This window comes from Thalassobacillus pellis, assembly GCF_016908295.1.
In the GTDB taxonomy this organism is placed as follows: Bacteria; Bacillota; Bacilli; order Bacillales; family Halobacillaceae; genus Thalassobacillus; species Thalassobacillus pellis.
Genome location: NZ_JAFBDO010000003.1, coordinates 245,089 through 258,718, shown reverse-complemented (window position 1 = coordinate 258,718; position 13,630 = coordinate 245,089). Strand labels below are relative to the sequence as shown.

Below are 13,630 nucleotides of genomic sequence, written 5' to 3'. Positions count from 1 at the left end.
TCACCCTATTAACTTAACATGCTCACCGGTTGAATTCCCCAAATTTCTGACGCATATTCCTGAATGGTCCGGTCACTTGAGAAAATGCCTGAATGAGCTATGTTTACGAGACTTTTTCTGCTCCAATCTCTCTTAAGCTGATAATCATGGTTAATTTTCTCCTGTGCTGCCACATAACTTTCAAAATCTTTTAAAACAAAGAATTCATCATTATGGTGGACCAGTGAATCGTAGATATCCTGAAATTCCCTTTCCCCTTTAGAAAATGGGCTGTAATGAATCAACTGGTCCACTGTGTTACGGATCGTTTCGTTATTGTCGTAAACCTGCCTTGAGGAATAGCCGCCATTCCGATAGTATTCCAGCACTTCCTCCGAGCTTAGACCAAATGTGTAGATATTTTCATCTCCAACCAGGTCATGAATTTCGACATTTGCTCCATCCATTGTTCCCAGGGTAACGGCTCCGTTCATCATCAGTTTCATGTTTCCGGTACCTGATGCTTCCTTGCTTGCAGTGGAAATCTGCTCGCTTACATTCGTAGCCGGTATGATTTTTTCTGCCATGGATACAGAATAGTTCGGCAGGAAAACAACCTTCAAACGATCGTTGATTTCTTCGTCATTATTCACTACATCAGCAATCGTATTGATAAGCTTGATGATTTTCTTCGCGTAATGATATCCCTGTGCCGCTTTTGCCCCGAAAATAAAGGTGCGCGGCATCATATCAAAATTTGAGTCTATTTTTAAACGATTATATAAATACATGATATGAAGAGCGTTCAGCAACTGGCGCTTATACCCATGCAGCCGTTTTATATGGACATCAAAAATGGACGCAGGGTCAATCGCAATATCGTGCTGTTCTTTGATCCAAGATGCAAGCAGTTTTTTATTCTGCTGTTTGATCGCATACAAACTGTCTAAAAAAGCATTGTCATTCTGGTATTTCAACAGATCCTCCAGACGGATGGGCTGTTCGATCCACGTATCACCGATAGCTTCCGTGATTTTCTTTGAGAGCGGCTGGTTGGCATGCATCAGCCAGCGTCTATGAGTAATGCCATTCGTCTTGTTGTTGAAGCGTTCCGGGAATGTTTCGTAAAAAATTTTCATTTCCCGTTTTTTCAGAATTTCCGTATGGAGCTTTGCCACACCGTTCACCTTGTGACTTCCTACAATAGAAAGGTGGGCCATCTTTACCCAGCCATCCGCAATAATGGCAAGCTTGGCAATCCTGTCAAATTCACCAGGATACTCCTTCCATAAAGACTGGCAAAACCGCTCGTTGATTTCCTCAATAATCATGAAAATTCTTGGAAGCAGGTTTCTCACCATATCGACCGGCCATGATTCAAGGGCTTCGCTCAATGTCGTATGGTTCGTATAGGAAACAGAAGCCTGAGTAATTTTCCATGCTTCCTTCCAGCCAAGCTGTTTATCATCCATCAGTACCCGCATCAATTCCGGGATTACCATAGCTGGATGCGTATCGTTAATATGCAAGGCTACTTTGTCCGGAAAAGCTTCCCATGGCAGTTCGAGGCGTTCGAATGCACGTACGGCACTTTGTACACCTGCTGAGACCAGGAAATATTCCTGCTTCAGTCGCAGTCTTTTTCCTTCCTCGTGGGAATCATCAGGATATAAAAATTCCGATATCGCTTCAAGCGACCGTTTATGCCCAAGAAAATTACCAAATTCGTTGAGTTTGGCAGCCTGATTATACGTATCATCAACGGTTGCCTCTACAGACCATAATCGAAGTGTGTTGACAGTGTCATTCCCATAACCGACAACCGGAACATCATATGGGACAGCCTGCACTTTTTCATAATCGTGGTGATCAAAATGCAAGATACCATCTTCATCCTTGCTCGAGGAAACATGTCCTCCGAAACGTACCTCCACTGATTCCTCCGGCCGGCAGACCTCCCATACAAATTCCTTAGAAAGCCACAAGTCTGGGAACTCCACCTGATTACCATCGATGATGCGCTGATCGAACATACCATAACGATACCTGATTCCATAGCCATGACCGGCAAGCCCTGATGATGCCAGGGAATCAAGGAAACAGGCTGCCAAACGGCCAAGCCCTCCATTACCAAGTCCGGCATCATTTTCTTCCTCTTCCAGCGCTGTTAGGTCAAATCCCAAATCCTTCAGCCCATCATGGACCAGGCCTAACACATTCATATTGAGCAGGTTATTCCCTAGCAGGCGCCCCATTAGGAACTCCATTGAAAAATAATAGACTTGCTTCTGCTTATTCTGTTCGTATTCCTGATTCGTCTTCAGCCAGTTTGTACTGATCTTTTCACGAAGCAGCGATCCAAGAGCACGATATGCATCAACCTCTGTGGCCGATTCTACTTCTTTTCCGAGCTTTGCTGCTAGCTTCTGGGAAAATGCCTCTTTGAATTCCTCTTTGTCGCTGAACATTCCGTTTTCCTCCATTCATGCTCCACTACTCAAACGTTGATTGATAGACCTCAACATATCTACGCGCGGAGTACTTCCATGGAAACTGACTTTTCGTGATGTTCTTGATTAATTTTTTCCATGTATCCTTGTCGTGATAAAATTCTATTGCCCGACGTAACGTAAACAGCATGTCATGGGCATTGTAATTGGTGAATGTGAAGCCATTTCCTTCTCCAGTTTTTTCGTGGAATGGTTTGACTGTATCAACCAGTCCTCCTGTTTCCCGGACAATCGGTGCAGCAAGATAACGAAGTGCGATCAATTGCCCGATTCCACACGGTTCAAACCGAGATGGCATCAGAAACATGTCGCTTGCTGCGTATACCTGACGGGAGAGTGGTTCACTGAACATGATATTCGCGGACAACTTCGTCGGATACTTCGATTGTGCCCACTGGAACATTTGTTCATAATCATATTCACCTGTACCCAAAATTACGAGTTGTATATCCTCTGTAGACAAAATTTCATCAATAATCCGCGCGACAAGGTCAAACCCTTTTTGTTCGACAAGCCGCGATACTATACCGATCATGGGTACATCTTTGCGGACAGGCAGCTCCAGGCGTTCCTGCAGCCACATTTTATTCTGACATTTCTTCAGCAATGAACTCCGGTAAGGAAATGCGATGGAATCATCCGCCATAGGATTATACGCTTTGTCATCAATGCCGTTGACTATTCCAGACAGTCTGTCAGACTTACTCCGAAGTACCCCGTCTAAGTTTTCCCCATAATAAGGGGTTTGAATCTCATTTGCGTAAGTTTCACTGACAGTTGTAATATGATCAACAAAATTAAGGGCACCTTTCATAAAATTGATGTCTCCGAAGAACTCCAGTCCATCCGGCGTCATCATGCGCTCATCTAAATCCATCAAATCATGCAGGACAGAGGAAGCAAATATACCCTGGTACTTCAGGTTGTGGATAGTGAAGACCGTTTTCATATCTTCAAAAGCAGGGTCCTCCCGGTAATGAGTATGTAAGAATACAGGTATCAGCCCCGTCTGCCAATCGTGGCAATGAAGGATATCCGGTTTCCAGTCCAGTTTCCTTACCATTTCCATGACTGCACGGTTAAAGAATACAAACCGCTCCGCCTCATCGTCGTAACCATACAGATTTGATCGCTTGAAGTAATATTCATTATCAATAAAATAAACCGGAACACCATTGTATTCGATATATTCCACACCAGCATATTGATTACGCCAGCCCATCTGTACTGTCAGTTCGTCCAGGTGATACATCTGTCCTTTCCAATCATCTGAAATATTTTCGTATTTCGGCAGGACAATACGCACTTCTTCCCCTTCTGCTTGCAGGGCTTGAGGCAGTGAACCTAATACGTCCGCAAGTCCTCCTGTTTTGATAAATGGGGTACATTCCGATCCTATCATTAATATATTCATAATTTTATTCACTCCTCCAGAACAATTTCTTTTAAAAGTTTCATGGAATTTTCCAGATATCTAAACACCGATCATTTCACAAGTACTAGTAATAATTATCCATCATTCATTCATTTATATAATTATTATAGTATAAAAGTTTAGTAAAAAGGACTGCCAGAAAAACAATTATTCGGACAGTCCTTGTAACTTTACGTTACATCGTATTCCGTTTTGCTAGAACGAACGGTTTCTCCGGTGCTCCGACTAATGTGCGGCCATTAGATATCCTGCAGTCCTTATCTAAAATGACGTTCTCGAGAACCGCATTACTATCGATTTCACAACGCTGCATGATCACCGAGTTCCTGATTACTGCCCCTTTTTCGACTTTGACGCCACGGAACAAGATGCTGTCTTCTACATCACCGCCAATGACACAGCCATTCGCTACGAGCGAATTTTTCACCTCGGAGCTCTCCAGGTATTTCGAAGGTGCTTCATTCTTCACTTTAGTGAGTATCGGTGATTCCTCTTTGAAAAGGCGATCGTGTTCGCTTTCATCCAGCAGGTTAAAACTATGTCTGTAATAACTTTCTACCGAATTGATCAGTGCATGCCCTCCGCTATATTCATAGGCGTGGATGTTGATATCCGGAAGCCGCCCTTTAATGCCGTCCAGAAAGAAATGAGAACAGCCATGAGCGATACAGTCTTCTATCAATCCGTAAAGATAGTTTTTTTCGATAATGTACATATCCATATAGACATTGTTATTGTGCTGATCGTTATGGATAGCAGTCACTCGCTGGTTTTCATCAATGTCCAGCTTGTGGGAGCGGCGAAATTCCGGGTATAGTTCTTCCACTTTTTTATAGACGACAGTCACATCAGCACCTGATTCCTTGTGTTCGCGAAGGACATTCTCGTAATTGATATTGCAGATATTCTGTGTTCCGGTAACCACCACATAATCAGCCAGTGTGCGCGTGATGAAGTCGATATTATTGTGGAAATGCTGAAGATCACCTTTAGATATATCCGTCGGGTCATTCCAGTCAGGAGGAAGAATAAACAACCCTCCCCGTTTGCGATCCAAATCCCAGTACTTTCCCTGCTCTAAATGGTCCATTAAAGAACGGTATTTCCTCCGGGCAAATACGGCAACGGAATCTATCCGGGAATTCGCCATATTGGAAATCGCAAAGTCTATCATCCGGTAGCGGCCGGCAAACGGGACTGCGGCACTGCATCGGAAATAAGTGAGTTCATCTAATACATCCTGTTCATGATCTAAATTTATAATGCCTGCTATTCTATCCATGGTATCCTCCTTACTTGATAGTTTCATGCATATAACTCTTCGCCATAACAGTGCCTTCTCTTGCAATCAATGTGATTTCGCTTTCCGGTGACGGATCACCGATGACTGCACCGTCTTCAATGACAGTGCCTTCTGAAATAATGGCACGGTGGATAGTGGCGTTCTTTCCAATTTTTACATTCGGCATGATGACAGAATCCTTAACAAGTGAGCCTTCTTCTGTTCTAACCCCGTAGAATAAAATAGACGTATCGACTGTCCCATAAATCCGGCATCCTTCATTGATTAGGGAATTCGAAACCTTTGCACTCTGCGCGATATATTGTGCAGGCTGGTTCGGGTTTTTGGAATAAATTCGCCAGGAATAATCGTTCAAATTCAGTTCTGGCTCTTCTTTCAGTAAGTCCATGTTTGCTTCCCACAGACTATCGACTGTTCCGACGTCCTTCCAGTACCCTTCAAATTTGTAAGCCATCAGTTTTCGGTAATCATTCAATAGGGCAGGGATAATATCCTTTCCGAAATCATTGGAGGATTCGCCATTTTGATTGTCCTCAATCAAGTATTGTTTCAGTACATCCCAGCGGAAAATGTAAACTCCCATGGAAGCCAGATTGCTTCGAGGGTTAGGCGGTTTTTCATCAAATTCCGTGATGACGCCTTCCCCGTCAGTATTCATGAGACCGAAGCGGCTTGCTTCCTCCCATGGCACCTGGATGACTGATATCGTCGCATCAGCTCCGGTTTCCTTATGGTAATCAAGCATTTTGCCGTAATCCATTTTGTATATGTGGTCCCCTGATAACACGAGGACATGCTCGGGATTATACTGATTCAAAAATTTTATGTTCCGATAAATGGCATTTGCCGTACCAGTGTACCAGCCGCCGCCTTCTGACTGCATATAGGGCGGCAGTACGGATACCCCGCCGTATTTACGATCCAAATCCCAGGAAGAACCGATTCCAATATAATCATTTAAAATGAGCGGTTCATACTGCGTCAGCACTCCAACCGTATCAATGCCAGAATTGGTACAGTTACTTAGAGGAAAATCAATGATCCGATATTTCCCCCCAAAATAAACAGCAGGCTTGGCGATCTGCTTGGTCAATGATTTGAGTCTGGTACCCTGTCCACCAGCTAAAAGCATGGCAACACATTCTTTATTCATGAGTCTCCTCCTTTTTTGAGTTCGTATATTTTAGAAAACTGACCGCAAGTGGCGGGATGGTCATTGTTATGTGCTGATCCTGCCCTTGCCATGGTTCTGGATTGGTCTTCAGCGGCAGGCCATTCGTCTGCCCGGAACCGCCAAAATGTGCAGCATCACTTGTAAAGATTTCTTTATATTCGCCTTCTTTAGGGACTCCTACCTTATAGTCGTGATAGACGACTGGAGTGAAGTTACATACAACGATCAATTGATCTTTTTCCTGACGGCTATTCCGCGTAAAGGAAATGATACTTTGTTCAAAATTATTAGGGTCGATCCAAGTAAAGCCTCGTTCATCATGATCCAGCTCCCATAGGGCCGGCATGTCCTTGTAAAGCTGATGAAGCTGCTTTGTATAGTTCAAAGCAGCTGCGTGTGAGTCGTATTCAAGCAGCTCCCAATCGATGTCCTCCAGGTCTTTCCACTCATCGAACTGGCCGAATTCCGAACCCATGAACAATAACTTTTTCCCGGGATGGGCATACATGAATGCCAGAAATGCGCGTAGATTTGCGAATTTCTGCCAGTAATCCCCTGGCATTTTATTCAGCAGTGACTTTTTTCCGTGCACTACTTCATCATGAGATATCGGCAGAACGAAATTTTCGGAAAAAGCGTAGAACAACGAAAAGGTAATCAAATTATGATTATACTTCCTATGGATAGGATCCATTTCCATATAACGGAGCATGTCATTCATCCAGCCCATGTTCCATTTATAGTTAAACCCTAGTCCCCCAATATAAGTCGGAGAACTGACGAGTGGATAGGAGGTTGATTCTTCCGCCATCATAAGGACATCAGGCACTTCCTCGAAAATCGCTTCATTCATTTTTTTGATAAAGGAAATAGCCTCAATGTTTTCTCTCCCTCCATATTCATTCGCTTCCCATTCACTATCTTCCTTGCCGAAATCGAGATAAAGCATGCTTGCGACAGCATCGACGCGAAGACCGTCCAGGTGGTATTCCTTCAGCCAATAAATAGCATTGGAAATCAGAAAGCTTTGCACCTCATTGCGGCCGAAATCGAAGGTTAGCGTACCCCACTGGGGTTTTTCCGCTTTAAGAGGATTTTCATATTCGTAGAGGGCTTCCCCATCGAATCTTCTGAGTCCGTGTTCATCCTTACAGAAATGCCCCGGCACCCAGTCGAGTATGACCCCGATGCCGTGTTGGTGGCATTGATCAACAAAATAACGGAAGTCATCAGGCGTCCCATATCGAGAAGTCACTGCATAGTATCCCGTTGTCTGGTAGCCCCAGGAACGATCAAATGGATGTTCCGTAATCGGCAGCAATTCAATGTGTGTATAACCGAGCTCCTTGACATAAGGAATGACCTCATCCGCATACTCCCGGTAATTATAGAAAACTTCCGGCTCAATATTTTTCCATGATCCTAAGTGAAGCTCATAAATGGAAATGGGAGATTCATAGAGATTCATTTCTTGCCGTCGTTTCATCCATAACTCATCATTCCATTCATACCCATCAAGCGGATGGACGACGGAGGCTGTGGCAGGACGCAATTCACTGGAGAAACCGTACGGATCTGCTTTAAGCCTCAGATGTCCGTGCGGGGTGAGGATTTCATACTTATAGACGGTACCCTTTTTGAGGTGGGGGATAAAGGTGTACCAGATGCCATTTTCATTCAACTTCTTCATCGGGTGACGGCGGCCGTCCCAGTCATTGAAATCACCGACCACACTGACTTGTTCGCCATGCGGCGCCCAAACAGCAAATCTAATGCCTGGTATTCCATCTTGTGTATCCGCATGTGCACCGAGAAGCTGATAGCTATAACGAAGGTTCCCCTGATGGAATAAATAAACATCATGTTCTAATACAGTATCATCTATCACACTATCACTCCTCTCTCTCTATCAGAATGTTTCAAAATTGTTCATAATACTAGCATAAAATGTTACTTATACGATTACAATTCTTTTTATCATAAAATTCTGACAAGTATTGTCAAATGTTGTCGCTCAATCTTTGTAAGGGTTTACAACAAACATCCAACATATTTCTGACAGCTTTCTTAAGGTTTAATCATAAAAATTTATCAAATATCCACTAGGGGGTCTCCGCCGTTCCTTACTGGTACTTTTACCCATTCGAATACATCTCAAAACGAACTTAAGTTTGCGATTTTTTCTTCCTTGAAAATGGAGTTAATCATTCCCTATGCGTGTTAATTGCCTTATGGTTTTTATCACGAATAATAATTTTAAATGGTATTTCTTCTACATTAAGATCTTCTCTTTTCAATTGGATGACCTGGAGCACATAGTCCTCTATTTCCTTAGCTTCACGCTTTGTCCCCCATAGTGACCACCAAGCCTGTGACAAGTCTGTTTTGATGATAATTTGTAAAGGGCTGGGGTGAAAAGAAGTACCAAACCCATTGACTACATCGAATTTCTTGCCAATTTCTTCCCTTACAGAACGGAAGATTGGATGCCACTTCATTTCAAGCTTCTCTGTTTTGCTCGTTTTTTTGACTTTTACTTTAACCTTTAGCGCTTTTTCTTTCCAGATCGCTTCCTCTACCATTCTCTTGATTTTCGTTTTCTGCTCTACAAAGTCTGCAGTCGGATCCAGTATTTTAATTGTAATTACCGGAGTTTCAGAAGCCATTATATAGGATATGGCCATCTGGCTTTCCACATTTCCGAGTGCTTGGTCTGTGATATCAGCTAATTCCCTGTATAGTTTTAACTCTTCCTGCTCTTCTTTGCTCGTTACTTCCCGCCGTTCCGCTTTAACTTCAATATCGATTTCCCCTAATTCATAGATTTCCACTTGATTTTCAATAATCTTCTTAACAGCCAGGACATTTTCTGCATTATAATTTCTTTCCGTCAACCAAACAGTAATCCAAGGCTTCTCCTCTGCGAAAACCTGGTTTATTGAAAAGGAAAGATTGGCTTCAAACCCGCTCTTTTGAAGTTGTGCATGAACCTCTTTCTGAAATTCTGCCAACTGTCTATTTTTCTCCTGGGTATCTTGCATGCTTTTCATTATTTCCTTTTTCGTCAGTTCATCCGATTCAGCGGTGATGCCATGGAAATTGAACACCACAAACAAGCTCAAAATGATACAAGCGAATGCTGCTACAGCGAGACGGATCCGGTGATTGTACATACGGCGTCCTCCCATATACAAACTTTCTTACAACATACGCTTGTATCAAAAAATTAGACCAGCCTTTAAAAATGACTGCAGTTCGTGTTCACCTGGTAATGATTTATTCCTCTAAATCCCAATGCGGATTCCAAACTACCTCCCATAGATGTCCATCCAGGTCCTGGAAGTGAGCGGAATACCCTCCCCAAAAGGTTTCATGCGGAGTATCAGTAATTACTGCTCCAGCCCTTTTCGCCTGGACAATCACTCTGTCCACTTCCTCTTTACTGCCAACGTTGTGACCTATCGAAAATTCAGTGGCACTTCGAGCAGCAAGCGGTACTTTAGCTTCATGGGCCAGGTCCTCTCTTTTCCAGACAGCGAGCTTCAGCCCATATTGCAATTCGAAGAAAGCAACAGCACCATGCTCAAATTCTTGGCCTACTATCCCATCTGTAGGCAACCCTAGTCCTTCCTCGTAAAATCTCACCGCACTTTCTAAATCATCTACCCCTAATGTAATCACTGTTATTCTTGGTTTCATAAAGTCTTCCTTTCCGTCATTTTTTTATCACTTTTATTTAATTCCATTGTGTCGGCGGTTTATCCTCCTAACCTTCGAAACAATCCCATCAGTAAAATGGCTCGATTACATCGATTTTTTACCTTGCTTAGTGATATTTCTCTTCGTTACTCCGTACATTAAAATGGGCGGATTATTAGATTTACGTGTCATTTTCTAAAATGAAGAAAGATGTATGTGAAAGGGAGATGCTCGATGAAGTTGACGAGGCGGGCGAAAGAAGTCCTGGGAAAATTGGAATCCTTTGAATCTGAAGACTTGAAGACAGCACTTGATAAACTGGCAATATCAAGGGAAGAGTTGGAGGAACATCTGCATCCACCTGAAGATAAACCCTATCAACGTAAAGCTCTGTACAAAGATGAGAATACAGAACTGCTTGTAATGAACTGGGCAGACATCGAATGTGCCCCTCATGACCACGGAGACTCGATTGGCTGGATACAAGTAGTCAACGGCACAACGAAACAAACGGTATACAAAGTAAAAGGAAACCGGCTCCCAAAAGTACTGTTCCATGAATACAAGGAAAAAGGCGACGTATTTTTCTCTCCTCGGAAAGGGGTACATAAAATGGGGCGAAAAGGCGGAGACCCCCTTATTACGGTGCACCTGTACTCCCCTCCGATCCAAGGAATGAAAGTATACGACCTGGATGCCTGTGCTGCATGTATTGTTTCTGAAGAATGTGGAGCATGGTGGCCCGAAGACCAAAGCGAGAAGATTTCCGAAATCAAACTGCGTGCATTCAAGAAAGCCAAAAAGAAAAAACAATCATCCGTTAAAAAGTAACTTTTAAACAGGGTGCAATTTGCCACTTGTGTCTAGGACAAAAAAACTTAATCAAAGAAAGGGCTGTCCCATAAGTCTGTAATAGACCTATGGGATAAAATTTTTTTATTGTTGATATCGGAAAAGTGGAGCTAGGAAACGATTAAAGTCCACTGAAAATATCATTTATAATCCAAAGAGTCTGTTAAAGTTTGCTGTTGATTCTCGCGAATCGCTTAGCGGCGGTGCTTGCCGCGGGCACGGCCTCAGCTAACTTGGTCAAAAAAACCGCTTGACCAAGTGGATCTTCGGCTCGCGCTGTTCCCGCAGGCGTCACCGCCTCTCGCTCATCGTGGAATCAACCATGATATAACCGTACGTGAAAGCCCATTACTGAATCAAGAAAATGAAACCTGTTTCATATTAAACTTAGTTAAAGCTGCTTGTAAAAAACTTAAATTACGGCAGGTTTGTTAGTTACCAAAAAAACGATAGGATTTACATTGTCCGCTAGACAAGAAAACAGTCTGTATGGACATAAAACTCCATACAGACTGTTTTTTAAATCAGCCTCTATTTATCCCTGTAAAAAATCCATAATTTCTGTGCGATTTTGGTCATATACCTGCTTTCCAACCTTAATCATTTCTTCCATGAATGCTATATCATCAAAGGGGACCTCTCCCCCAAGAGCTTTGTTAATCCTTAGGTAATTATCCCTGAGGAGCAGCTGACAGTGGTAGGACACAGACTCAGAAGAAAGATTAAGTGCCAAGTCCAACAGCTTAGGTGTTACCTTAAATGAAGGTATCTGAAAAGGAAGCCACTGTTTCACCCCCCAGTATTTTTCACTGTCAATGGAAAAATCGATGTTCTGATCACCGGTCCCCAGTGACAGGATACGAATGTCCTCTAAACTTTCTTTTAAATGATGCACTGCTTCTGTGATACATACCAATGAGGGATTATTCGCCCACAGACCACCATCGATAGATAAATAACGGTTCCTCACATTATTCGGTGGGAAATAAATAGGTGCGGAACAGGAAGATAATACAGCATCCCACAACTTTATGGACACATCGTCGTTTTCACGGTTAGTCGGATTCGACCGATGAATAAATGGTTTTCCATGTGTGATATCAACTGCAGGTATGAGCAGCTGTTTAGAGATGTCTGCAAGAGTCACTTCTCCAAATGCCTTTTTCAGTAATCGCCTTAGATAACGATCACTATAGACACTCTTAAAAAAGCCTACCTTTGCCTGACGCATGAAAATTTTTGCCCCAGCCGTCTTATAGGAATGGAGAACATCTTCCATTGGTTTACCCACTGCGGTAGATGCCGCGATAATAGCACCTGTGCTTGTCCCGGCAATCACATCAAAGGACTCCCCTACCGATTGCCCCAGTTCTCTTTCAATTTCCTGTAAGACTGCAATCGGCATAACACCTCTTATCCCGCCGCCGTCTATACATAACATTTTCATTGTTAGTCACCTGAAATCAGTTTTTCAATCATTCTGCCCGATATTAGAACAATGTAATCAGACCAACATGGTGAATCATCTGGCAACCTGCCTGCTTTTACCAGCTTCCAATTGGTCTTCCTTCCTTTTATCCAACGCTCCCGTTCCCAGCACAACTCCCATGACAATGAATAAAAATCCGAAAAGCTGCTGCCAGGCAATGGTTTCCCCAAGAAATACGACCGCGCCGATCAGTGAGAAAAATGGAGTCAGATTTGTGAATATGGCGGTTTCGCCCGCACCTATTTGGCCGATTGCCTTGTTGTATACCATATGTCCAAGGGCGGTAGCTAATATAGCGGAGGCGAAAAATACCAGCCAGGCACCGGGACTTCCAGTTGTCAGGCTGGCAAGCCCTCTTGGCTCCAGCTGCAGGCTGACAACGAATAAAAAGAAAGCACCTATAATCTGCATCCATCCGGTTATCAAACGGGAATCCATCGATTCCGTAGCCCGTTTAATGGCAATAAAACTGATGGCCTGTGTGACTACAGCAAGAAAAATGTTCACATCCCCACGAGAAATACTGCCGACGTTCCCCCCGCCGCTCAACACAATAAAGGCGACTCCTGAAAACCCGAGAATGATACCAATCATTCTAAGTACAGTCAGGCGATCTCCTAGAAATATAATGGCAAACACAGAAGTCATCAGAGGAACAAGTCCTAGAATCAGCCCTGCATTAGATGCATTGGTCATTGTCAGACCAGTAGCCAAAAAGAAGTGATGTCCCAATATTCCTGTTAGCGCCCCAAGGGTAATATAACCAAGCTGAGTTTTGTTCGTCCGATGAAATTCTTTATTGATACCGAGAAACAGCATGACCACGATTCCGGCGACAAGTATCCGGAATGCTGTAATTGTAACTGGTGCAAAGTTATCAACCAGCACTTTAATGGCAGTGACGTTAAAGCCCCAGATCATCATGATAAGAAATAATAATGTATAGGTCAGCGATTTAGACAAACCGATCATCTCTTTTCCGAAATTTTATCCATTATAAAGTGTTCATTTTATACCTGAATCAACGAAGCTTCAACAAATCAGCTTACTCAGTGGACACGACATAGCAGTTTAATAGAGTTAACTCTACCAATGTAAAAAGGATGAGCAAATCCATCAGGAAAATTACATGTAAATGCTATGATAAGCTTGATAGTCGGAAAAATTTTGCAGATTTTAAATAACACTG

Annotated in this window: 10 protein-coding genes; 1 reads left to right on the top strand and 9 read right to left on the bottom strand. The window is 43.0% G+C overall.

The features are described from left to right. Positions 1 to 8: 8 nt before the first annotated feature. The 7 genes from JOC33_RS11730 to JOC33_RS11700 form a co-directional block, all read right to left on the bottom strand. Positions 9 to 2,447, bottom strand: a complete 2,439-nt coding sequence (locus JOC33_RS11730) for a glycogen/starch/alpha-glucan phosphorylase (RefSeq protein WP_205092720.1) — start codon at positions 2,445 to 2,447, stop codon at positions 9 to 11. Between the two features lie 25 nt (positions 2,448 to 2,472). Continuing rightward, a complete protein-coding gene (glgA, locus tag JOC33_RS11725; RefSeq protein WP_205092719.1) occupies positions 2,473 to 3,903 on the bottom strand; it encodes a glycogen synthase GlgA in 1,431 nt (476 codons plus the stop codon). 196 nt (positions 3,904 to 4,099) lie between these two features. Further along, the gene (gene glgD / locus JOC33_RS11720; RefSeq protein ID WP_205092718.1) at positions 4,100 to 5,206 is read right to left on the bottom strand and encodes a glucose-1-phosphate adenylyltransferase subunit GlgD; all 1,107 of its coding nucleotides are present in this window, start codon (positions 5,204 to 5,206) and stop codon (positions 4,100 to 4,102) included. A 10-nt stretch (positions 5,207 to 5,216) separates the two neighbouring features. Then, positions 5,217 to 6,380: a glucose-1-phosphate adenylyltransferase gene (locus JOC33_RS11715; RefSeq protein ID WP_205092717.1), complete on the bottom strand. Its 1,164-nt coding sequence runs from the start codon at positions 6,378 to 6,380 to the stop codon at positions 5,217 to 5,219. Next, positions 6,373 to 8,289 (bottom strand): 1,4-alpha-glucan branching protein GlgB, encoded by a 1,917-nt coding sequence (gene glgB, locus JOC33_RS11710; RefSeq protein ID WP_205092716.1) that lies wholly within the window; start codon positions 8,287 to 8,289, stop codon positions 6,373 to 6,375. The genes JOC33_RS11715 and glgB overlap by 8 nt, the downstream gene beginning before the upstream one ends. 316 nt (positions 8,290 to 8,605) lie before the next feature. Then, positions 8,606 to 9,574: a hypothetical protein gene (locus JOC33_RS11705; RefSeq protein WP_205092715.1), complete on the bottom strand. Its 969-nt coding sequence runs from the start codon at positions 9,572 to 9,574 to the stop codon at positions 8,606 to 8,608. Between the two features lie 103 nt (positions 9,575 to 9,677). Then, positions 9,678 to 10,100, bottom strand: a complete 423-nt coding sequence (locus JOC33_RS11700) for a VOC family protein (protein WP_205092714.1) — start codon at positions 10,098 to 10,100, stop codon at positions 9,678 to 9,680. Positions 10,101 to 10,334: 234 nt separating this feature from the next. Between JOC33_RS11700 and JOC33_RS11695 the strand changes: the two genes are divergently transcribed. Continuing rightward, the gene (locus JOC33_RS11695) at positions 10,335 to 10,931 is read left to right on the top strand and encodes a cysteine dioxygenase (RefSeq protein ID WP_205092713.1); all 597 of its coding nucleotides are present in this window, start codon (positions 10,335 to 10,337) and stop codon (positions 10,929 to 10,931) included. A gap of 556 nt (positions 10,932 to 11,487) precedes the next feature. Here JOC33_RS11695 and JOC33_RS11690 read toward each other — a convergent pair. Then, the gene (locus JOC33_RS11690; RefSeq protein ID WP_205092712.1) at positions 11,488 to 12,399 is read right to left on the bottom strand and encodes a CBASS cGAMP-activated phospholipase; all 912 of its coding nucleotides are present in this window, start codon (positions 12,397 to 12,399) and stop codon (positions 11,488 to 11,490) included. Between the two features lie 75 nt (positions 12,400 to 12,474). Beyond that, positions 12,475 to 13,404, bottom strand: coding sequence for a DMT family transporter (locus JOC33_RS11685; RefSeq protein ID WP_205092711.1), 930 nt, complete (start codon positions 13,402 to 13,404; stop codon positions 12,475 to 12,477). Between the last annotated feature and the right edge of the window lie 226 nt (positions 13,405 to 13,630).

Bases quoted from the DNA above. Each gene is read 5' to 3' on its own strand.
- JOC33_RS11730 (WP_205092720.1), bottom strand. From the start codon at position 2,447: ATGTTCAGCGACAAAGAGGAATTCAAAGAGGCATTTTCCCAGAAGCTA.
- glgA (WP_205092719.1), bottom strand. From the start codon at position 3,903: ATGAATATATTAATGATAGGATCGGAATGTACCCCATTTATCAAAACA.
- glgD (WP_205092718.1), bottom strand. From the start codon at position 5,206: ATGGATAGAATAGCAGGCATTATAAATTTAGATCATGAACAGGATGTA.
- JOC33_RS11715 (WP_205092717.1), bottom strand. From the start codon at position 6,380: ATGAATAAAGAATGTGTTGCCATGCTTTTAGCTGGTGGACAGGGTACC.
- JOC33_RS11705 (WP_205092715.1), bottom strand. From the start codon at position 9,574: ATGTACAATCACCGGATCCGTCTCGCTGTAGCAGCATTCGCTTGTATC.
- JOC33_RS11700 (WP_205092714.1), bottom strand. From the start codon at position 10,100: ATGAAACCAAGAATAACAGTGATTACATTAGGGGTAGATGATTTAGAA.
- JOC33_RS11695 (WP_205092713.1), top strand. From the start codon at position 10,335: ATGAAGTTGACGAGGCGGGCGAAAGAAGTCCTGGGAAAATTGGAATCC.
- JOC33_RS11690 (WP_205092712.1), bottom strand. From the start codon at position 12,399: ATGAAAATGTTATGTATAGACGGCGGCGGGATAAGAGGTGTTATGCCG.